Genomic DNA, 19337 nt, shown 5'->3' with positions numbered 1-19337 from the left:
ATTCGGTCAGTGTTGCGCTGCGGCATTGGAATTGCAAATGGTTTCTGTGTGGATTTCGTTTGGACGTATGGACGGCTGAATGGATTATGTCGCTCGGCCGGCAAAGAGGGCGCAGGCGATCGAGGATCCCTCCCCTGCTTGCAGGGGAGGGCTGGGGTGGGGTGCTTTTTTGATCGCGGGGTTTGCGGTGACCCTGCGCTAACCCTCCTCAATCCTCCCCTGAGAGGGGAGGAGGCAAACGCGTGCGCTGCGCGCACCCCTTTCATTGAACAACCACGGGGATCTTCCCGATCCTTGCCTGCCATTCGCGGGGACCGGTCTGGTGCACCGAGCTGCCGCCCGAGTCGACCGCCACGGTGACGGGCATGTCTTCCACGGTGAATTCGTAGATCGCCTCCATGCCCAGGTCGGCGAAGCCGACGACGCGCGAGGCCTTGATCGCCTTGGAGACGAGGTACGCGGCGCCGCCCACGGCCATCAGGTACACGGAGCGGTGCTTCTTGATCGCCTCGATCGCGGCCGGACCGCGTTCGGCCTTGCCGACCATGCCGAGCAGGCCGGTTTCGCTGAGCACCTGTTCGGTGAACTTGTCCATGCGCGTGGCGGTGGTGGGGCCGGCCGGGCCCACCACTTCCTCGCGCACCGGATCGACCGGCCCCACGTAGTAGATGAAGCGGCCGTTGAAATCCACCGGCAGCGGCTCGCCCCGGTTGAGCATCTCGACCATGCGCTTGTGCGCGGCATCGCGGCCGGTGAGCAGCTTGCCGTTGAGCAGCAGGGTCTCGCCCGGCTTCCAGCTCGCCACTTCCTCGCGGGTCACCGTGTCGAGGTTCACCCGGCGGCCCTTGGAGGCGTCGTAGGTGAGCTTCGGCCAGTCTTCCAGCGACGGCGGGTCGAGCATCACCGGGCCGCTGCCGTCCAGCACGAAGTGCGCGTGGCGGGTGGCGGCGCAGTTCGGGATCAGCGCCACCGGCAGGTTCGCCGCGTGGGTCGGGAAATCCTTCACCTTCACGTCGAGCACGGTGGTGAGGCCGCCCAGGCCCTGCGCACCGATACCCAGCGCGTTGACCTTCTCGTACAGCTCGATGCGCAGTTCCTCGGCACGGTTCCGCGGACCGCGCGCGATCAGCTCCTGGATGTCGATCGACTCCATCAGCGCTTCCTTCGCCATCAGCATCGCCTTCTCGGCGGTGCCGCCGATGCCGATGCCGAGCATGCCCGGCGGACACCAGCCGGCGCCCATCGTGGGCACGGTCTTCAGCACCCAGTCGACGATCGAGTCGGACGGGTTGAGCATGGCGAACTTCGACTTCGCCTCGGAACCGCCGCCCTTGGCGGCCACGATCACCTCGACGGTGTCGCCGGGCACGATCGACATGTTGACCACCGAGGGGGTGTTGTCCTTCGTGTTGATGCGCTTGCCGGCCGGGTCGGCCAGCACGCTGGCGCGCAGCTTGTTGTCCGGGTCGTTGTACGCGCGGCGCACGCCCTCGTTGGCCATGTCCTCCAGCGACATGGTCGCGTCGTCCCAGCGCACGTTCATGCCCACCTTGAGGAATACGGTGACGATGCCGGTGTCCTGGCACAGCGGCCGGTGGCCTTCGGCAGCCATGCGCGAGTTGATCAGGATCTGCGCCATCGCATCCTTCGCGGCGGGCGATTCCTCGCGCTCGTACGCGGCGGCCAGGCTCTTGATGTAGTCGACCGGGTGGTAGTAGCTGATGTATTGCAGCGCGTCGGCGACGGACTGGATCAGGTCTTCTTGCTTGATGGTGGTCATGGGGTCTGGACAGGCAGCTTCGATTCGGGAATCCAGGCGCCGGCGAACGGCTGTTCACGGCGCATAACCCTCTTATTGTGCCGCAAATCGCCTCCTTGCCCGAAACCGCACCGACGCGCCATGCCGTGAACGCCGTGATCCTGCGAGGCGTCCCCCACTGCGCAGCGGCAGCGGCCAGCGCTCTGGCCGTGTTCTCCGGCGCGTTCCGATCGGCATGTTCCGACCGTCCTTGCGGGGCGGTGCTGTCGCCCGCGCGGGTCGACCACTTGCCCGGGAACACCCGCCGGTGCAATCGTCGGCGATTGCCCGCCCGGAAAACCGCCATGCCCCGCAGCCGCCGCTTCATCCAGCTCGACGTGTTCTCCGGCAAGCCGCTGCTGGGCAATCCGCTGGCCGTGGTGATCGACGGCGACGGCCTCGACGACGCCACGATGCAGGCGTTCGCGCGCTGGACCAACCTTTCCGAAACCACCTTCCTGCTGCCGCCGAGCAGCGCTGCGGCGGACTACCGCGTGCGCATCTTCACCCCGCGCCGGGAACTGCCGTTCGCCGGCCATCCCAGCGTGGGCAGCGCGTATGCCGCGATCGAGTCCGGGCTGGTACCGCCCGACAAGCGGCAACTGCTGCAGGAATGCGCGGCCGGGTTGCTGCCGGTGCGCGTCGAGGGCAGCGGTAGCGGGCGGATCATCCACGTGCAGGCGCCGCGGGCCAAACTGCGCGCCGTGGCAGCACACCAGCGCGCCCTGCTCGGCCAGGCCGTGCATGCCGACCTGGCGGAAAGCCAGCTGCGCCTGGTCGACAACGGGCCGCTGTGGTTCGTCTGCGATCTGCGCGAGGAGGCCGCGGTGCGGCAGTTGCAGCCCGACCTGGCCGCGATCGGCGCGCTCTGCGAAGCCGCTGGCGCCGTTGGCGTCAGCGTGTTCGGCCGGCAGCGCGCGGGCGAGGCGAGCATGGCGGTGCGCGCGTTCTGCCCGGCCGACGGCATCCCCGAGGACCCGGTCACCGGCAGCGCCAACGCCGCGATCATGGCCTTCCTCGCCGACAGCGGCGATCCCGCCGGTTACGGCCTGCGCTATCGCGCCAGCCAGGGCCGCGAGGTGGGTCGCGACGGCTGCGTCGAGGTGGTGCGCGATGCGACGGACGACAGCATCACCATCGGCGGCGCCTGTGCCGTGGGCATCCGTGGCGAGCTTCAGCTGGACTGAGAGTCTCCGAACGCTTGCCCGTCCACGCGGCGCCCGCCAAGCTACGGCTCCTTCCGCCAGCGACCTCCCTGCATGAACGACACCTCTCCCGGCTATGTGCGCAGCCTGCGCCCGTGGGACGCGGCCCTGATCGTGGTCGGCGGCATCATCGGCGGCGGCATCTTCCTCAACCCCGGCATCGTGGCGCAGCGCACCGAATCGGGGCTGGCGCTGCTGCTGATGTGGGTGGCCGCCGGCGTACTCACCCTGATCGGCGCGCTGTGCTACGCCGAGCTCGGCGCGCGCCGGCCGCACGCGGGCGGCACCTACGTCTACCTGCGCGAGGCGTTCGGGCCGCTGGCCGGTTTCCTGTTCGGCTGGACCATGCTGCTGGTGATCTACTCAGGCTCCAGCGCAGCGGTGGCGACGATCTTCGCCAGCTACGCCGCCGCGCTGTTCGGGCTGCCGCCGGCCTGGGCGCTGCCGCTGACCGTCGGCGCGCTGGTCTTCGTCGGCGGCATCAACCTGTTCGGCATCCGCCTCGGCGCGCAGATCCAGAACCTGTTCGCCCTGCTCAAGCTGCTGGCGGTGGCGGTGCTGGTGATGTGCGGCCTGTTCCTCGCCGGCGCCGGACACGGCCAGGTGCTGGCCGCCGATCCGGCGCGCAGCGGCGTGGGCTTCATGGGCGCGGCGCTGCCGGTGCTGTTCGCGTATTCCGGCTTCACCTACCTCAACAACCTTGCCGGCGAAGTGCGCGACCCGCAGCGCACGCTGCCGCGCGCGCTGACCCTGGGCATGGTGCTGGTGATCGGCGCCTACGCGCTGGTCAACGTGGCCTATCTCGCCGTGCTCGGCCACGCCGGGCTCGCCGCCAGCACCGCGCCGGCGGCGGACGTGATGCAGCAGGTGGCCGGCCCGGTCGGCGCGAAAGTGATCGCGCTGGGCGTGGCAATCTCCACCCTCGGCTTTTGCAACATCACCCTGGTCGCCGGTGCACGGGTGCTGCAAGTGATGGGCGAGGACGGACTATTCTTCCGCGCGGTGGCGCGGCTGCATCCGCGCTGGCGCACGCCGAACACCGCCCTGCTGCTGCTCTCCGGCTGGGCGATCGTGCTGGCGCTGTCGGGCAGCTACGGCCAGTTGCTGGACTACGCCACCTTCGGCGACTGGCTGGCCTGCGCGATCGGCGTGGGTACGCTGTTCTGGTATCGCCGCCACGACCGCGCATCCGGCGGCTTCCGCGTGCCCGGCTACCCGTGGCTGCCGCTGCTGTTCATCGCCGCGGTGACGGTGGTGGTGGTGCTGTCGCTGCGCGACAACCCGCGCAACACCGGTATCGGCCTGCTGATCATGGCGGCCGGCGTGCCCGTCTACATGGTCTGGCGCCGCCTGTTCAGCCGCACGCTGCCCTAAGCGGGCGGCAGCAATGCCACAATGTGCGGATCGACTTCAAGGAGATGATGGATGGTGCCCGTGCAAGCCCAGGTTCTGCCGATCAGCCAGGAAAGCGGCATCGTGGCCGAGAAGGTACGTGACGGCATCGACCTTGAGGTCAACGGCGAGCACTTCCGCCACACCGGCGATGCGCAGATGCCGCTGCTGTGGTACCTGCGCGACGTGCTGCGGCTGACCGGCACCAAGTACGGCGGCGAGCATGGCGAGAACGGCGCCGACCTGGTACTGCTCGACGGCAAGGCGGTTTCCGCGATCACCGTGCCGCTCGCCGGACTGGCCGGCAAGGCGGTGACCACGGTGGAAGGCCTGGCCGCGAACGACGGCAGCCTGCACCCGTTGCAGCAGGCCTTCATCGACGAGGACGCGATCGGCTGCGGCTACTGCACCCCGGGCTGGCTGATCGCCGGGGTCGACCTGCTGCGGCGCAAGCCCCATCCCAACGACGGCGACATCGATCAGTTGCCGAACCTGTGCCGCTGCGGTTGCCAGACCCGCGTGCGCCGCGCGATCAAGCGCGCCGCCGGCAAGGCGGGCCGGCCATGAGCGGCAACGGCATCCGTCTTTCGCGCCGCCGTTTCCTGCAGGTACTGGCCGGCAGCGCCGGCGCGCTCATCGTCGGCATCCGCATCGCCGACGCCGCCGACGCACCGCTGCCGCCGGCCATGCTCGGCGACAACCTCTACAACCTCGGCGCCTACGTGCGCATCGACGCCGACGGCAACGTGCTGATCGGCGCGCGCGACCCGGACACCGGTACCGGCGTGGCCACGGCGCTGCCGCGGATCATCGCCGAGGAACTCGACGCCGACTGGAACCGCGTCGGCGTGGTGGCGCTCGGCCTCGGCGTGAGCAGCGACAACGGCAAGCCGCGCTGGACCTACGGGCGCCAGGTCGGCGGCGTCGGCGGCTCGATTCCGGCCGCGTGGAACGAGCTGCGCCAGGTCGGCGCGGTGGCGCGCTGGCTGCTGCTGCAGGCGGCAGCGCGCCGGCTCGGCGTGCCGGCCAGCCGCCTGCGTTGCGACGCCGGCATGGTGATCGCCCCGGACGGCCGCCGCTTCGGCTACGGCACCCTGGCCGCGGATGCCAGCAAGATCGCGCTGCCGGATCGCGTGCCGCCGCTGAAGAATGCGGCCGACTACAAGCTGATCGGTCACGGCACCGGAGACGTCGACGCGCGCGCGATCGTCACCGGCCAGGCCCGCTACGCGATCGACCACCACTACGGCGACGCGCTGGTCGCCGTGCTGGTGCACTGCCCGTGGCCTGACGGCACGCTGGCACGCATCGACACCACCGATGCGCTCGCCGTCCAGGGCGTCGTGAAAGTGGTGCAGCTGAAACCCGAACCCGGCCAGCCGCCGGGCAGCACGGTGATCGCCCCGGCCGTGGCGGTGCTGGCCGAGAACACCTGGGCCGCACTGCAAGGCCGCGACAAGCTCAAGCTCGAATGGAAGCCCGGCGCCAGCGCCGGCGAAAGCAGCGCTGGTCTTGAGCAGCAGGCCACCGCCCTGCTCGCCGACGACACCGCTGCCCCCACCACCCGCGTGCGCAACGACGGCGACGTCGACGCCGCCGGCAAGAAGGCCGCGCGCCGGCTCGACGCCACCTATGTGCAACCGTGGCTGGCACACGCCACCGCCGAACCGATGAACTGCCTGGTGCGGCTGGACAAGGATCGCGCCAGCCTGGTCGTGCCGACCCAGGCGCCGCAGAAAGCCTGGGCCGTGGTGCAGCGCCTGACCGGCCTCGCCGCCGACCAGATCGACATCCGCGTGCCGCGCGTCGGCGGCGGTTACGGCCGCCGGCTCGACCACGACTACGTCGCCGAAGCGGTGATGCTGGCCAAGGCCGTCAACAAGCCGGTGCGCCTGATGTGGACGCGCGAACAGGATTTCGGCCACGACTACTACCGCGCCGGCAGCGTGCACCAGATCCATGTGATCATCGACCGCAAGCGCCAGCTGCTGGCCTGGAACCAGCGCATGGCCAGCGCCTCCGCGCTGGTCCATCGCGGCATGCCGGACGACCGCCTGTGGACGTCCGAACTGCAGGCCGACCAGTTGCCCGCCGCACTGGTGCCGAACTACCGCAGCGACTGGTACGCGCTGGCGTCGGCGACCCCGCGCGGCCCCGCGCGCGGCATGCCGCACCTCAGCAACGCGTTCGCGGTGGAAAGCTTCATCGACGAGATCGCTCACACGATGCGCGAGGACCCGCTGAAGACGCGCCTGCGCATTCTCGGCGAGCCGCGCGCGTTGCCGCTGAGCAGCGGCGGCACGCTGGACACCGGCCGCCTGGCCAACGTGCTCAAGCTGGTCGCCGACCGCATCGAATGGAAGAACTGGCTGCGTACCGTCAATGGCCTCGGCATCGCCTGCTGGCACGTCGACGGCGCCTACGTGGCGCACGCGATCGAAGTGGCGATGCAGGGCGAACAGTTGGTGATCGAGCATGTCGTCTGCGCCGTCGACGTCGGCCGCGTGATCAACCCGCTGGGACTGGAAGGCCAGGTGGCCGGCGCCACGCTGGACGCGCTGTCCATCGCGCTGAACGCGGCCATCACCATCAAGGGTGGCCAGGTGCAGCAGCACAGCTACAAGGACTACCCGCTGGCCAGCATGGCGCAGCTGCCGAACGACGTCGAAGTCATCACCGTCGCCGGCGACCGCGCGCCGGCCGGCGCCAGCTTCCTCGCCATGCCCACCGCCGCCCCCGCGCTGGCCAACGCGGTATTCCGCGCCAGCGCCGTGCGCGTGCGCCGGCTGCCGCTGATGAAGGAGCTGCTGCGGTTGCTGTAAGCGCCGGACTCAACCGGCCTTCGTGCAGCCATCCGGCTTGTACACGCGCTCCGCCGACGGCGGGTACTTGCCGAGCAGCTCCGCCGCACGCGGCGGGCGCGGGCTGAAACCGCCGCCGCAGTTCGGGCACGTTCCGTGCAGCACCGTTTCCACGCATGACGTGCAGAACGTGCACTCGAACGAACAGATCATCGCGCCTGCGGCATCCGCCGGCAGGTCGCGGTCGCAGCACTCGCAGTTCGGACGCATCTGCAGCATGGGATCCTCCGAAAACCGACACGTCGCCCACTCCCTGCCCCGTTCACCCCGAGCCTGGGCCGCAAGGCCAGAGTCGAAGGCCGCGCCACGGCACCGCTCCGATTCCATCACCAAGGCCATGGCGCCAGAGTGCCGCCGAATCGCGGGAACCATCCGGCCCGTTCAAGGAAGCCGTCAGATTTCAGCGCGGCGGGATTTGCCAGGCGACGGCAATTTCCACGCAAGAAAGCGAGCACACGATAGCCAGGTGGCTACGTCATTGCCAACCTTTCAAACGAGCCACCTCGGCTTGATGGCGCTTGCGGAGCATCCCGAGATGCATTCGTTCGATGTAACGAAATGGGAGTGACGGGCAAAGTGGGGACCGAGCCATCGGACAGCGACGAGCGTCGCCGTCCGGTGGCGGCCCCGTTCCGTACGACTCGCCGAGGCCGCCCGGCCTGCACGGCCGGGCGGCGCGTCGGGTTACTGGCAGGTCGGGAACTTGAACGACGCGATGCGCGTGTTCCAGTTGAACGCGCCGGTGCTCTTCAGGTACTCGGTGGTGTACCAGAAGGTACAGTCGTCGACCGGGTCGACCGTCATCGCGCTGTAGTCGCCCCAGCGCGACAGGTTGTAGCCGCTTTGCGAACCCAGGCCCTCGATGATGCTGCTCTCGGCCTGCATCGTGCTCGGCGTGTCGCTGGCCAGGCGGCCGGTGTAGCGGATCGCCGGGTGCAGCGCGCTGCTGGACACGCTGTAGCCAAGCGCCATGTTGCCCACCTTGTCCATCGCCACCGAGCCCATCCAGCGGTAGCTGGTGTCCGGCGAGAAGGTGGACTGCTGGTACACCACCGGCGTCGTGCCCGGGCTGCGGATCTCGTACCAGCGCACCCCGGTGTACGGGTTCTTGTGCGTGGTGCCGACCTGGACCGAATGGCTCACTACCAGCGACTCGTGATCGCCGAAGTTGCGGTAGGCCAGGCGGAACATCAAGCGGTCGGCCAGCGAGTCGAGCTTCTGGCTGACACCGGCCTGCGGGATGCAGGTGCCGCCGCCGCAGGCCGCGGCGAACGAGGCCACCGGGATGCTGATCGGCCCGGTCAGCGTGGTGTTGGCGGTGTTCGCCCAGTCGACGTGGAACTTCCACAGGTTCAGCTTGCTGGAGCCGAAGTTCATCAGGTAGTTCGGCGAACCGGCCGGCGGCGCCGTGGCGCCATCGAGGTCGGCCGGCAGCACGCCGCCGTAGCTGCTGGACAGCTGGAAGCACTGCTGCGTGGCCGCGGCGCCGCTCAGCATCGCATTGCGGTCGTAGGCGCACAGCTTCGCCCCGGCGAACGTGTTGCCGTTGAACATGTTGAACGTTTCGTAATAGGCATCCGGCCAGACGCCCATCTTCGGGTAGTCCGGGAAAATGCTGCCGTACGGGAACGCGTAGCGGTAGTAGGCACCGGTGGCGTCGCTGGTGGCCGATACCGCCACGCACTGGTAGTAAGGCGCGGCGGTCACCGCAAACTGGGAGACGATCCAGCGGCCGGCCGCCTTGTCGTACACCACGGTGGCGTCGCCGTCGTTGTCGGCTTCGCACGGACCGCCGAAACCGGACCACAGCGTGTTCGTCGTCACCGGGCCGTAGGTCACGGCCTTGGTCGACTTGTCGAACACCGCGAACGCGCTGTTGACGATCTGCACGTACTGGGTGGCGCCGACGGCACCGTTGGTGTCCGGTGGCGCGCTGTTGACGGTGAACGTACCCTGCGGGCCGCTGAAGCCCTGGCCCACGCCGTCGAAACCTGCGCCGAGCGCAGGCGCGAAGCTGCCGGTGGGACTGCTCTGCACGGCGCCATCGGTCTGGGTCCCCGGACCGTCGATGAAGGGCAGCGGATGGGCTGGATGTGCGTGCGAGTTCTTGGCGAAATCATCCGGACGCGGCATCACGCCGCGCAGCGAATGCAAGGTGTCGTGCTGTACCGCCGGCGTGATTTCGGGCCCCGTGGTGACGGCGGCCTGGACGCTTCCAGCGATGGCAAGACTGATGGCGGCACACAGCGCGAGGCTGAGGCCGCCGGACTTGGGCAATGACATAGGATTCTCCCTCCAGAAAACAGCGTTGGCTTTCTCTGAACCGGATGGGCTTGCGACGAACCGGATCCTGCCGGAGTCGATCCGCAAGCCCATGCCGGTGATGCCTCTCCGCATCGCAGCATGCGATGCCGCGCCCCCGCGAAGAGGTGCCGGCATGTGGCACCACGCAACTTCCAGCAACCTTTCAATCGGCCGCAATTTCATGCGAACGAACAGAATGCATCGCGCAGCTTGATGGCGGTCACAGAAACGAGGAGATGGCGCCACAGCTGGCCGACGTTTCTTGTCGATCAGGCAATCTCGGCTAGTTGCACGAGGAGTCCATACAGGAAGGGTTTAAACGCCAGTTGCCTGGCCGAGGCGTGCGTGTACATTGGCATTTCTTGCGACGGAGCTAAGCTGGCAGCTCGAATTGCACAAAGTCTCCATCGCCGAGGGCATACGCTTCCCGCAGCTTGACGCCGCAGATGATTTCTACGACGTGCGGATCGGGGCGGCTCTTCGCTGCGATCGTTGTGCTCCAAAGCCAAGCCTTTCGATGACCGAGGTTGGCGAGGACACAGGGCAACAGGACTATGTCTCGCTCGCCACCATATTCTCCCCGTTGGAACTGGATCATGTGCGGTTGGAAACAAGGAGCGGACCAATCGAACGCATGATCCAGCGCCAGATTCAGTGAGCCCGGATAGATGGCTGCACCAAGCTTGCGGCTGTAGGCCTCATTGAAGAGGCCCAGCCAGCGGGAAGCATCATTCTTCCCAGACTGCACTCTGCCGCGGAGGACGATTTGCATGGCGTCTAACGCTTGAGTTGAGCGGCGGCGAAGCCGTCCGCCTTGAACGGAATGTTAGACACGAAGGTACCTACAGTGTGCCGGCTTTGCACGCATGCACTGATTGGACGTGCATGACCAACGAACCGATGTCAGATGCGGTTACGGGTCCAGTCAGCTCACCAGTTGCGACTACGCATTGGCCTGCCAAGTACCTCTGGTTGTGGGGGACAAACTCGAGTTGCACACGACTCTCGCGAGGCACTCCCTGAAACATGCCGCTATCGGGCACTGAAATCGGATTGGGCAGGGTAAGGACGTACGCGTCGAAGTGCATCTTGGGATCGTCCATGCGCACATGTTCAACAGACAAACGCCCTGACAAAGACGTCGTACAAGGTTGGAAGCAGTAGCTATGCGGTGCTGATGTTTGTGCCTGGGTGTTGCCGGTGAAAGCCGAAACCGTAGCTGCCGTGATCAGGGCCAGAAGCTTCCTCATTGGCAATCTCCCGGCTCTGTTGGTGTAGACGTCTAACGCTTGAGTTAAGCGGCGGCGAAGCCGGAGAGTTCCTACGCAAAAGTGGACACCGACGGATCAGACGCCTTGAGCTTCGAACTCTACCGGAGAACGGTAGCCCAGGGCGGAGTGCAAGCGGTGCTTATTGTAAAAGTCGATGTAGCTGCGCAGGGCCGAGCGCAGGGTCCGTTCGCTGGTGAAGGACTGGCGGTGATACATGTCCGCCTTCATCGACTTGTTCCACGACTCCATGTGCGCGTTGTCGGTCATGCGGCGTGGCCGGTTGACGCTCTGCACCAGCGCAGCGCTTGCCAACGCCTGCTTGAACCGTGAGGACAACTCCACGCCGCGATCGCTGTGCACCACCGTGCCCGGCGGTGGCTTTCGGTGGCGCACAGCCGCACGCAGTGCGCGGCCGGTCAGCTGCGCCGACTTCTCCGTGCCCAGCGCCCATCCGAGCAGGCGACGTGAATGCCGATCCATCACCGTGGCCAGATAACGCCACGTGCCAGAGACTTTCAGATACGTCACATCCGTCACCCACACCTGATCGATCCGATCCACGGTCATCGCATGAACCTGGTTGTCGACGCTGGCAAAGAATCGATCGAGCCCCGGCGTGCGCCGATACAGCGTGGCCGAGCAGGCACGGCATGCTCACGCATCAACCGCTCGATCCGGCGGCGACCCACGTTCTCGCCTTGTTGGCGCAGTTCGGCGTGCACGCGCGGGCTGCCATAGGTTTCCTGACTGTCGCGGTGCACCTGGCGGACCCGGGCGATCAGGCGTGCATCCCCCTGTGCGCGTTCGCTGGCCGGGCGAGCGCGCCAGGCGTAGTAGCCGCTGGCGCTGACGCCGAAAAGGCGGCAAAGGACTCTCACCGCGACGGCTTCCTGCTGTTGCTCGATGAAGGCAAAGCGTTCGCTTTTCGAGCGGAAGTGAACGCGATCGCTTTTTTTAGAACATCATGCTCAATCTTCAGTTGCTCGTAGGCCTTCTTGACCCGCCGCAACTCTTTCAGCTCGGCGGCTACCACCGGATCGACCGTCGTACCCTTCGTCATGATCTCGCCCTCGCGCACCTGTTTGCGCCAACGAGACAGCATGAAGGGATGGATGTAAAGCGACGCCGCGACATCCTGTACGAGCACGCCAGGAAGCGTGCTCAAACGCACGGCCGTGGCCTTGAATTCGTCGCTGTAGCGAGTGGTGGTTCGGGGACCTGGCTTGGGCATGGAACACTCCTGAAAGGTTAGTTCAGGGTGTCCACTAAAGCGGAGGAACTATCCCGTCCGCCTTGAACGAATTGTTAGATCGCACTACTTACGTCCGTAAAGTAGAATGTATGCATATGCATGGCCATATACGGGCAGGTCGTGACTAGAACGCCAACAAAAGTACTCATGAGCAGTTTTGGCATGCTTCTCAGTGTTGCACTGAAAACAGGCTAACACCAAATTCTCAAGTGCATTTGCACCACCTTGCGCGACGGGCGTCATGTGGTCAACCTGACCTGCTCCAAGCAATTCAGAATTACAGTAGGCGCACCGGTCTTCCTGGGCTTTACGCAAGGAAGCAATGTCATGGTCGAAATAACGCAGTCCGGCAGCATTCTCGCGAGCTTTACGGAGAAGTGCTCTGGCTCGCTTTTGCTCCGGATTTTCGATCGAGTGGGCTCGTGTATGTGCGGCCATGCAGTCCCTGCACTTGCGTCGGAACCCGCCACTTGGCGTGTTGCCAAAGAACTCCCGGCTCATTGGGAGCGTCTTACCACAGCTAGTGCATGTCTGAGTCGCAGGCATAGTTTGTGTGCGGTCTAACGCCGGAGTTAAGCGGCGCCGGAGGCGTCCGCCTTGAACGAATTGTTAGCTCCGTGCGGGATAACTAAGCTCAGAAGGAGAATATTTCCGCACTTGGCCCATTCTCTTGTCCATTTAGGCCAGTTGCTTGAGAGGTCTTCGTCGATTAGAGCGCGATACTCGCTACTGCGACGACTCGACTCAAGCGCTGTTGCCATTAGCATAAGACGATCTGCATTACGAATAGACTTAGTGAGCTTTTTGAGGTCGTCCGCGACGCGCTTAGGAAGCCCATGTTTTTTGCCGATCCATTTATCAAGCTCGTTGTCATCTATATAGTTAACCTTAATCTCAACGGCAATTTTTTGTTTCGTCTTTAAGAAAATATCGGAGCGCGTTGATCCGTTTGAGTATGCACCAAAGCGGACGACTGCTCTGTGGTTTAGGCGACGAACAATGTCCACCGTGAGCCAGTTCTCCCACCCGAGCCAACTATCCGAATGCTCAAAGACAAAGAAGTTGTTGCAACGCGACAGACTCCGGCACGAGGCTGCCCCTGCTTGAACGACTTGGTCGATTGTTGGGTCGGTCATAAATGCCCTAGTGGGGCTAACGCTGGAGTTAAGCGGCGGCGAAGCCGTCCGCCTTGAACGAGATGTTAGACCCCGGTTGCCCCGCGGATAAGGGCCACCGAGATCTCAGATGCGACCGACTTGACCAAGTCAAACGTCATGTCGATACCTTTTGATGTAAATGTCCTTTTGGTTTTGCTCCAGACAGTGTCAGATCGAATGGAGTCTAGGAACTCGTGGCCAGGCCACGTGAGGCGCCTGGCAAAGAAATCTGCCGGCCCACCTCCCAAGGTTCCGGCCATTTGTCCCTCAACCAGTCCTGCCTCAATGAGGAGCTCAACGTGATACGCGTACTCGAAGGCGCGGTCTTCCGGGAAATCTGAAAGCTCAAGCATGGAATCTGTGTTCGGCAGCTCCTCAAGGTGCGTGAGGATTTCACGAATGATGTCCCAGTTGCGCTTCATTTCCCCTCCGGGGCCTAACGCTGGAGTTAAGCGGCAGCGGTACGCCGTCCGCTTGGACGAGATGTTAGGTTCTGCCCCTCAGCCTACGCCACAGTGCGTTGAAGTCGATGCTAATGCCATAAAAATTTGGCTTGATTTGCACGATATCTCCCGGGGCTGGTGCTGGTGGTTTAGCGGGCTGCTCCAAGTACTGCTGACCTTGGTAGCTGAGACCGCTTTTTACCATGACCACGACATACCAGCGATTGCCCGTGTAGCTTTCCTTGTGCGAAGCGAAACCTTCTAAGAGGCCCTCATCGTTCGCGAATGCAAGGGCCTTCGCTATGTCTTGGAATACCGCCATGTCTTCAGGGCTGTTGCTAGCTGGTCCAAAGGACTTCTTGCCATCCTTTATCTGCTGCAGTAGGCCGCGAAGATCTGTCATAGAGGAAAACCTAACGCTTGAGTTAAGCGGCGGCGTAGCCGTCCGCCTTGAACGAACTGTTAGCTCAGCGTTTCACTGCGCCCACAAGTGACGAAAAGAAAGCTGGGACCATGAACAGAAGGCCTGGTGCTGCAAAGAGTGCTGCGAAGACCCAATGCCAGCCCCAGATGTTTTTTGCGCAGAGGAAAGCTCCCACAGCGATTGGTAACGTAAAGCGAAAGCCAATTGCAGCAACCGCTGCCGCAACCCCCCAGCCCCAGCCAAACGAATGCTCAATGCCCGCCCAGCCAGCGCCAAGTTGTAGCAAGCCGAACCCGAAAAATAGGATTGCGAAAACGCAACCCGCTGTGTTCTCAAGCTTCTCCCCCATCTTGCTTCCCCCTGTTTGGCCGAGACGCTTTGAAGGTATACCAAGCTGCGAGCACGATGGCTGCAACATTGACAAACGACCAAATTTCCCTAGTGGCGTGCACCGGGAAGATTGGATTGTAGATGCCTGCGATCACTCCCCAGCACCAAGCCCACTCCTCTCGCTCGCTGCGAAACGAGGCGAGAGAGAGCCAGGCGCATGAAGCGCACACAAGCCAACGCATTACAGAGTAGTAGCCATATGGTATTGACGGAATTAGAGCGATAGCCAAAGCAATCGTAACAATCCACAAAGCGCCGGTCGTTCGCATGCCGTGACCTTCCCCGCTGAGCTAACGCTGGAGTTAAGCGGCGGCGCAGCCGTCCGCCTTGAACGAGATGTTAGACGGCAGCACGGTTACACCGTCATGTGCGAACACGATAGCGCTGCTTTGAAAGCCCGGCAATGCCGCGCAACTTGTGGCCTGCGTGCGACGAACGAACCGCTGACGACAAACGCCACGCTGCCGTGAACCGCGCGCACGAAAAAGTATGAAGATGCGATGTGCGCCAACGCGCGCAAGGCACGACGGACGACCAAGCGCACGAAAGACAACAACGCAGGCCAGCCAGGAACAGCAGACGCCGCTTTGCCAACACGAAGCCAAGACGTGAAACGCGCGAAGCACTGCGAAGAAAAAATGCTCTGCCGCCTAACGCTGAAGTTAAGCGGCGCGCGGTACGCGCGTCCGCTTGGACGAGTTGTTAGGTGACGCTACCGCCACTGGTAAGCGGCACCACTAGCCAACTGCTTCCGTGCCTTTGCTGAGAGCCACGGAAAGCTCTGTGAGAGGCGGGTCTCTGCAAGTGAGGAGCCTTGGGCAAGATCTTCACAGGTTGACCAGCCAACTGAGTCTGTTGCGGTAGCCCAGATGCGTTCGAGCTCGGAGCGAGCAGCCGGGCGCAACGACGAAGACACAGATGAATAGAACTCCCAAGGGCGATCCCAGGCATCAAACTCTTCGATTGCCGCTGCAAGTTCGCGTTGCATCTCCATTGCGGCACCTAACGCTGGAATTGAGCGGCGGCGGAGCCGTCCGCCTTGAACGAAATGTTAGACAGCTACCGGTGTATGAGCTTAACGAGCGCCGCGTTGTAGCGAGCAGAATACACGGCGGCCTGCTCATTAAGGTCGCGAAGGCCAACGTCAGAAGTTCCGTCCAAACAGTACATCCCGTTTTGCTGTGCCAGCTGTTCTTGAGCCACTGAAGGCCTGCCGGGAAGAGAACAAGAGAAGCCGTTGACGCCAATCAAACGTAGGTCACCTTTGGTGAAATTCTTCATCGCATCGGATGCCGGGTTCTTGAGGTTAAGCAGCCCCAGCGTCCTTTCCAGCGTTTGCACGCGCGGATCTGGAGCTTTAGCGGTGCAGCCGACCAAAGCTAGAAGCGCTGTTGCAAAAGCAAAATTGAGCATCTGTTTCATTAGCTGTCTAACGCTTGAGTTAAGCGGCGGCGAAGCCGTCCGCCTTGAACGAGATGTTAGGTGCCACTGCCGTTGCTGCCCGACGTGCCACCTGCGACGAGCAAAGCCGGGCCAACAATGCCAACCGCGATGGCCCAAACACTACTAATACCTACCTGAGAGTGAAGCTGCCAAAGGATAAGTGCACCGATGAGAACGAGCGCGCCGACGACCGTGAGGACATCGATAGACTCGTTGCCGATTTGGTAGAAATGACCATCATCTCGATTGGCCCATTTTCGAAGTCTCGACAGTGCGCCCATCTGGGACCTAACGCTGGAGTTAAGCGGCGGCGTAGCCGTCCGTCTTGAACGAAATGTTAGGCCGCACGACGCGGGACTACCCCTAAGCATTTACGCCAACTCCCGGTCGAGGTAAGACGCAGCCTGCTCCGAGAGCACCAGTGGCTGTGGCCCGCCACCTGTGATGAAGCTAGCCGCTTGACCGGGACAGGCTTGTTTTTTTACCGTTGACGAACTCGATGCCGTGCTCGTCACCGCGATAGTCGTGCCAGTACCGAGCGACGAGTCGGTCATTACTGTAGATGCGAAAGGTGTAGTTGCCCGAAGTGTCATGCCCAGACTCCTGTTCGATTCGGTATCGCACGAGCGGGCTCCTTGCGGCCTAACGCTAGAGTTAAGCGGCGGCGAAGCCGTCCGCCTTGAACGAAATGTTAGGGCCCAGAGGCTGGGACCCGGTTTGCGAAGAGAAAAAACGCTGTGACAGTGAAGAAGATCGGATACCACAGGAAGAGCCCCAAACTAACACGCTCGTGATGCGAACGGATGCGGTAGCCAGCCCAGAGCGACATAACTACTGCAGCGATTGGCAGGGCCGCCCAAGCGGCGACAGCAATGTTAGATAGCGGCTCGCATTCCATGCGCCAAGACTCACAGAAAAGCTGGCGGCTATACGGCATAACAACATAGATCATGAACGCTGCAATGGCTGCGAAGAGCGTATTTGCTGCAGCGAGAACATGACGGAGCATGGTTGGCCCTAACGCTTGAATTAAGCGGCGGCGCAGCCGTCCGCTTGAATGAGATGTTAGGCCGCAACCCTAGAATCGGTGAGGCCGAACACGTGTTTATTGTTGACCAAATTTTGTCCAGATTGCACCAATTGCAAAGCCGACCACAATTAAAACCCAGACCATGAAGAATCCGAACGAGGTAGAACAACCAAATGATTTGATGCCTCCGCCGATCTGGCAACCCACCTGAGATCCTTGCAGCAGGGGCAAGCCATAGATATACGTGACGATGCCTGCGGCAAGCAACACAGCAAGCACCAGAATCGTAAAAATGACAGGATTCTTTAAAGGCATGACTGCGGCCTAACGCTGGAGTTAAGCGGCGGCGAAGCCGTCCGCCTTGAACGAACTGTTAGGCCGCATCACGCTGCTTGCGAAATTTAGCCACGGCCTTCTTTGAGAAGGAGAACATCAGCGCACTGATTGAGAACCAAAGCCAAGAAAAGATGAGAGCTGCAACGACATTGTTGACGTAGAAAATTACCTGCCCGCCACGATTGTAGACGGGAACCGTACCAAGCCCGCCTTGGTAAAGGATTCCTAGAAATATCAATGGCGCCGCTGCCATAAATATGGCTGAGCCTATCTTGGTGATGATGGCAATAAAGAGTGACATGCTGCGGTCGGTGTCTTTTTCCATTGTCGTACGATTTAGTATGAGCCTAACGCTTGAGTTAAGCGGCGGCGAAGCCGTCCGCCTTGAACGAGTAGTTAGAGCGCACTGCCACTCACAGCATGCTCCAGATAACAGCGATTGCAGGCAGAAAGCCTAGCGCAGCGCAAACACTGGCACGAACTTTGGCTGCAGTAAAACTGAAACCGGAAAGACAAAGGGCGGCCAGTATGCACACGACACCGACGCCCAGTATTGTAAGTGACAGATGCCGAGCAGCTTCGATTTGTGCCCGTGGGGCGGAGGGTGATGGGTCGCCAAGTTGCGAAGTGACGCCATAGAAGGCTAGCAGCCAACCGGCCACAACCAGAATCAAAGCCAGATTTGCCGCCGTAGTCTGCTTCATGCGCTCTAACGCTGGAGTTAAGCGGCGGCGAAGCCGTCCGCCTTGAACGAGATGTTAGGCCGCGTCACCATGTGCGGTTTCCTCAGAGCACGACGCGGCAAAACAGAACCTTTTGCCCAGTTTGAGCAGGTGCGGAGTGTGGCGCTCCCACCACGCAGCGGCAGACGGTGATTGTGCGCGCAGAGACTCAATGGCAGCGATAACGTCGACAACATAGGCCACGTTGGGTTGCTCGGCGACCGGTACGCCAAAGAGATTCTTGAACCTAGCCAGCAAACCGTGATCCCTGCCTAGAACTCCGGTCGTGGACCAAATACTTGGCTGTGGCTCTGGGATGTCAGCAAGCTGGATGGTCACCCCTACCCAAGCCGCGCGGACCCGCTCTGGAGCTTCACCAGGAGGAATCTCAATGATTCGAATATGCCTCATAGCGGCCTAACGCTGGAGTTAAGCGGCGGCGAAGCCGTCCGCCTTGAACGAGTGGTTAGGCGACCGGATGCCTACCACGGTGACTTTAACCAGTAAAAGCAATGCGGGCAAAACTCGATGGTAGATGGCGAACTTAAGACAAACGGAGTTAGGGGGCACTGAGCGCAGTGAGGGCACGCTAGGTTGAGGCGAATTGCTGCATTGGCTGCCAGCGCGATGAACGCCAAGACGAAGAAGAGGCCAAAAATGTAAATGTTGTGAAGAAAAATTCCGATGCCAAGACAAAGGAGAGCCATGAAGAGAGAGGCGAATACCAATTTGAATTTTTGCTGAGAGCCTGCGGCAGCTAGCTGCCACGCCGCAATAGTCTCAGGGTCAAGGATTGCTTTGGTCTTCATGGTCTAACGCTGGAGTTAAGCGGCGGCGTAGCCGTCCGCCTTGAACGAGATGTTAGACACTACGGTGAGCTGTGTGCGCCAGCGGGTTGCGAAGTGGCCTCGCGGGCTTTGGCCTTGAGATAAAAGGCCGTTGCAAACAGTGACTGCTGCTCTTTCTCCGAAGTGTCCTTTTGTAGAAAGATGACCTCGCCATCGCTGGAAACTTGAGCAGCCCCGTCTGAAGGCTTGGCCAGCATTACGATTTGAAGAGTTGCGGGATCGAAGTCCTGGTGAAAGTTTTCTGGAGTGGCTCCTGCGCCGTCCACGGTCACGACCTTGGAATGGACTGCGATATCTTGCATTGCGGCCTGAAGTTCTTTTGTGACCGTCACTTCCTCGGCGGAGGCTGCGAGGACGCAGAAGGCAGCAGCAGCTACGAGCAATTTGGCTAAGTGACGCACGTTATTCCCCTGTGTCTAACGCTAGAGTTAAGCGGCGGCGTAGCCGTCCGCCTTGAACGA

At 62.5% G+C, this 19337-nt stretch carries 22 protein-coding genes; 4 read left to right on the top strand and 18 right to left on the bottom strand.

Translation table 11 applies throughout. The annotated features are described in order from the left end of the window. Positions 1 to 262: 262 nt before the first annotated feature. Positions 263 to 1780: a fumarate hydratase gene (locus ABIE04_RS15385; protein ID WP_354552137.1), complete on the bottom strand. Its 1518-nt coding sequence runs from the start codon at positions 1778 to 1780 to the stop codon at positions 263 to 265. Between the two features lie 323 nt (positions 1781 to 2103). Between ABIE04_RS15385 and ABIE04_RS15380 the strand changes: the two genes are divergently transcribed. From ABIE04_RS15380 to ABIE04_RS15365, 4 genes are all read left to right on the top strand, one after another. Beyond that, a complete protein-coding gene (locus tag ABIE04_RS15380; RefSeq protein ID WP_354552135.1) occupies positions 2104 to 2985 on the top strand; it encodes a PhzF family phenazine biosynthesis protein in 882 nt (293 codons plus the stop codon). Between the two features lie 72 nt (positions 2986 to 3057). Further along, on the top strand, positions 3058 to 4377 hold the full coding sequence (locus ABIE04_RS15375; RefSeq protein WP_354552132.1) for an APC family permease: 1320 nt from the start codon (positions 3058 to 3060) through the stop codon (positions 4375 to 4377). Positions 4378 to 4428: 51 nt separating this feature from the next. After that, complete coding sequence (locus tag ABIE04_RS15370) at positions 4429 to 4962, top strand: (2Fe-2S)-binding protein (RefSeq protein WP_354552130.1); 534 nt, start codon at positions 4429 to 4431, stop codon at positions 4960 to 4962. Continuing rightward, a complete protein-coding gene (locus tag ABIE04_RS15365) occupies positions 4959 to 7217 on the top strand; it encodes a xanthine dehydrogenase family protein molybdopterin-binding subunit (RefSeq protein WP_354552127.1) in 2259 nt (752 codons plus the stop codon). Before ABIE04_RS15370 ends, ABIE04_RS15365 begins: the two co-directional genes overlap by 4 nt. Positions 7218 to 7226: 9 nt before the next feature. Here the strand turns inward: ABIE04_RS15365 and ABIE04_RS15360 are convergent, their stop codons facing one another. The 17 genes from ABIE04_RS15360 to ABIE04_RS15280 form a co-directional block, all read right to left on the bottom strand. Next, positions 7227 to 7475, bottom strand: a complete 249-nt coding sequence (locus ABIE04_RS15360; protein WP_354552125.1) for a DUF1272 domain-containing protein — start codon at positions 7473 to 7475, stop codon at positions 7227 to 7229. Positions 7476 to 7940: 465 nt separating this feature from the next. Further along, a complete protein-coding gene (locus tag ABIE04_RS15355; protein ID WP_354552123.1) occupies positions 7941 to 9539 on the bottom strand; it encodes a hypothetical protein in 1599 nt (532 codons plus the stop codon). Between the two features lie 394 nt (positions 9540 to 9933). Continuing rightward, positions 9934 to 10332 (bottom strand): DUF120 domain-containing protein, encoded by a 399-nt coding sequence (locus tag ABIE04_RS15350; RefSeq protein ID WP_354552121.1) that lies wholly within the window; start codon positions 10330 to 10332, stop codon positions 9934 to 9936. Positions 10333 to 10906: 574 nt separating this feature from the next. Continuing rightward, positions 10907 to 11398 (bottom strand): IS3 family transposase, encoded by a 492-nt coding sequence (locus tag ABIE04_RS15345; protein ID WP_354552119.1) that lies wholly within the window; start codon positions 11396 to 11398, stop codon positions 10907 to 10909. Beyond that, positions 11395 to 11709 (bottom strand): IS3 family transposase, encoded by a 315-nt coding sequence (locus ABIE04_RS15340; RefSeq protein WP_354552117.1) that lies wholly within the window; start codon positions 11707 to 11709, stop codon positions 11395 to 11397. The genes ABIE04_RS15345 and ABIE04_RS15340 overlap by 4 nt, the downstream gene beginning before the upstream one ends. After that, positions 11706 to 12062, bottom strand: coding sequence for a transposase (locus tag ABIE04_RS15335; RefSeq protein WP_354552114.1), 357 nt, complete (start codon positions 12060 to 12062; stop codon positions 11706 to 11708). The genes ABIE04_RS15340 and ABIE04_RS15335 overlap by 4 nt, the downstream gene beginning before the upstream one ends. Positions 12063 to 12146: 84 nt before the next feature. Further along, positions 12147 to 12521, bottom strand: a complete 375-nt coding sequence (locus ABIE04_RS15330) for an HNH endonuclease (RefSeq protein WP_354552112.1) — start codon at positions 12519 to 12521, stop codon at positions 12147 to 12149. A gap of 134 nt (positions 12522 to 12655) precedes the next feature. After that, the gene (locus ABIE04_RS15325) at positions 12656 to 13219 is read right to left on the bottom strand and encodes a hypothetical protein (RefSeq protein ID WP_354552110.1); all 564 of its coding nucleotides are present in this window, start codon (positions 13217 to 13219) and stop codon (positions 12656 to 12658) included. A 65-nt stretch (positions 13220 to 13284) separates the two neighbouring features. After that, the gene (locus ABIE04_RS15320) at positions 13285 to 13662 is read right to left on the bottom strand and encodes a DUF2513 domain-containing protein (protein WP_354552108.1); all 378 of its coding nucleotides are present in this window, start codon (positions 13660 to 13662) and stop codon (positions 13285 to 13287) included. 64 nt (positions 13663 to 13726) lie between these two features. Further along, the gene (locus tag ABIE04_RS15315) at positions 13727 to 14086 is read right to left on the bottom strand and encodes a hypothetical protein (RefSeq protein WP_354552106.1); all 360 of its coding nucleotides are present in this window, start codon (positions 14084 to 14086) and stop codon (positions 13727 to 13729) included. Positions 14087 to 14150: 64 nt separating this feature from the next. After that, positions 14151 to 14456 carry a hypothetical protein gene (locus ABIE04_RS15310; protein ID WP_354552792.1) on the bottom strand — a complete coding sequence of 102 codons (306 nt, stop codon included), beginning with the start codon at positions 14454 to 14456 and terminating at the stop codon, positions 14151 to 14153. Beyond that, the gene (locus ABIE04_RS15305; RefSeq protein ID WP_354552104.1) at positions 14440 to 14766 is read right to left on the bottom strand and encodes a DUF6804 family protein; all 327 of its coding nucleotides are present in this window, start codon (positions 14764 to 14766) and stop codon (positions 14440 to 14442) included. Before ABIE04_RS15305 ends, ABIE04_RS15310 begins: the two co-directional genes overlap by 17 nt. Positions 14767 to 15556: 790 nt before the next feature. Continuing rightward, the gene (locus tag ABIE04_RS15300) at positions 15557 to 15919 is read right to left on the bottom strand and encodes a hypothetical protein (RefSeq protein WP_354552102.1); all 363 of its coding nucleotides are present in this window, start codon (positions 15917 to 15919) and stop codon (positions 15557 to 15559) included. Positions 15920 to 17045: 1126 nt separating this feature from the next. Further along, positions 17046 to 17285: a hypothetical protein gene (locus ABIE04_RS15295; RefSeq protein WP_354547939.1), complete on the bottom strand. Its 240-nt coding sequence runs from the start codon at positions 17283 to 17285 to the stop codon at positions 17046 to 17048. 58 nt (positions 17286 to 17343) lie between these two features. Further along, complete coding sequence (locus ABIE04_RS15290; RefSeq protein WP_354552100.1) at positions 17344 to 17631, bottom strand: hypothetical protein; 288 nt, start codon at positions 17629 to 17631, stop codon at positions 17344 to 17346. 88 nt (positions 17632 to 17719) lie between these two features. Beyond that, complete coding sequence (locus ABIE04_RS15285; RefSeq protein ID WP_354552098.1) at positions 17720 to 18010, bottom strand: hypothetical protein; 291 nt, start codon at positions 18008 to 18010, stop codon at positions 17720 to 17722. An 886-nt stretch (positions 18011 to 18896) separates the two neighbouring features. Beyond that, complete coding sequence (locus ABIE04_RS15280; protein ID WP_354552096.1) at positions 18897 to 19277, bottom strand: hypothetical protein; 381 nt, start codon at positions 19275 to 19277, stop codon at positions 18897 to 18899. Positions 19278 to 19337 lie beyond the last annotated feature (60 nt).

Source organism: Rhodanobacter soli (genome assembly GCF_040548735.1).
Classification (GTDB): Bacteria; Pseudomonadota; Gammaproteobacteria; order Xanthomonadales; family Rhodanobacteraceae; genus Rhodanobacter; species Rhodanobacter soli_A.
This window is presented reverse-complemented; position numbering and strand designations above follow the sequence as displayed.

What these genes read in the sequence shown, in the direction of transcription:
- ABIE04_RS15385 (WP_354552137.1), bottom strand. Translation starts at nt 1,780, where the DNA reads ATGACCACCATCAAGCAAGAAGACCTGATCCAGTCCGTCGCCGACGCG.
- ABIE04_RS15380 (WP_354552135.1), top strand. Translation starts at nt 2,104, where the DNA reads ATGCCCCGCAGCCGCCGCTTCATCCAGCTCGACGTGTTCTCCGGCAAG.
- ABIE04_RS15375 (WP_354552132.1), top strand. Translation starts at nt 3,058, where the DNA reads ATGAACGACACCTCTCCCGGCTATGTGCGCAGCCTGCGCCCGTGGGAC.
- ABIE04_RS15370 (WP_354552130.1), top strand. Translation starts at nt 4,429, where the DNA reads ATGGTGCCCGTGCAAGCCCAGGTTCTGCCGATCAGCCAGGAAAGCGGC.
- ABIE04_RS15365 (WP_354552127.1), top strand. Translation starts at nt 4,959, where the DNA reads ATGAGCGGCAACGGCATCCGTCTTTCGCGCCGCCGTTTCCTGCAGGTA.
- ABIE04_RS15360 (WP_354552125.1), bottom strand. Translation starts at nt 7,475, where the DNA reads ATGCTGCAGATGCGTCCGAACTGCGAGTGCTGCGACCGCGACCTGCCG.
- ABIE04_RS15355 (WP_354552123.1), bottom strand. Translation starts at nt 9,539, where the DNA reads ATGTCATTGCCCAAGTCCGGCGGCCTCAGCCTCGCGCTGTGTGCCGCC.
- ABIE04_RS15350 (WP_354552121.1), bottom strand. Translation starts at nt 10,332, where the DNA reads ATGCAAATCGTCCTCCGCGGCAGAGTGCAGTCTGGGAAGAATGATGCT.
- ABIE04_RS15345 (WP_354552119.1), bottom strand. Translation starts at nt 11,398, where the DNA reads ATGACCGTGGATCGGATCGATCAGGTGTGGGTGACGGATGTGACGTAT.
- ABIE04_RS15335 (WP_354552114.1), bottom strand. Translation starts at nt 12,062, where the DNA reads ATGCCCAAGCCAGGTCCCCGAACCACCACTCGCTACAGCGACGAATTC.
- ABIE04_RS15330 (WP_354552112.1), bottom strand. Translation starts at nt 12,521, where the DNA reads ATGGCCGCACATACACGAGCCCACTCGATCGAAAATCCGGAGCAAAAG.
- ABIE04_RS15325 (WP_354552110.1), bottom strand. Translation starts at nt 13,219, where the DNA reads ATGACCGACCCAACAATCGACCAAGTCGTTCAAGCAGGGGCAGCCTCG.
- ABIE04_RS15320 (WP_354552108.1), bottom strand. Translation starts at nt 13,662, where the DNA reads ATGAAGCGCAACTGGGACATCATTCGTGAAATCCTCACGCACCTTGAG.
- ABIE04_RS15315 (WP_354552106.1), bottom strand. Translation starts at nt 14,086, where the DNA reads ATGACAGATCTTCGCGGCCTACTGCAGCAGATAAAGGATGGCAAGAAG.
- ABIE04_RS15310 (WP_354552792.1), bottom strand. Translation starts at nt 14,456, where the DNA reads ATGGGGGAGAAGCTTGAGAACACAGCGGGTTGCGTTTTCGCAATCCTA.
- ABIE04_RS15305 (WP_354552104.1), bottom strand. Translation starts at nt 14,766, where the DNA reads ATGCGAACGACCGGCGCTTTGTGGATTGTTACGATTGCTTTGGCTATC.
- ABIE04_RS15300 (WP_354552102.1), bottom strand. Translation starts at nt 15,919, where the DNA reads ATGAAACAGATGCTCAATTTTGCTTTTGCAACAGCGCTTCTAGCTTTG.
- ABIE04_RS15295 (WP_354547939.1), bottom strand. Translation starts at nt 17,285, where the DNA reads ATGCCTTTAAAGAATCCTGTCATTTTTACGATTCTGGTGCTTGCTGTG.
- ABIE04_RS15290 (WP_354552100.1), bottom strand. Translation starts at nt 17,631, where the DNA reads ATGGAAAAAGACACCGACCGCAGCATGTCACTCTTTATTGCCATCATC.
- ABIE04_RS15285 (WP_354552098.1), bottom strand. Translation starts at nt 18,010, where the DNA reads ATGAAGCAGACTACGGCGGCAAATCTGGCTTTGATTCTGGTTGTGGCC.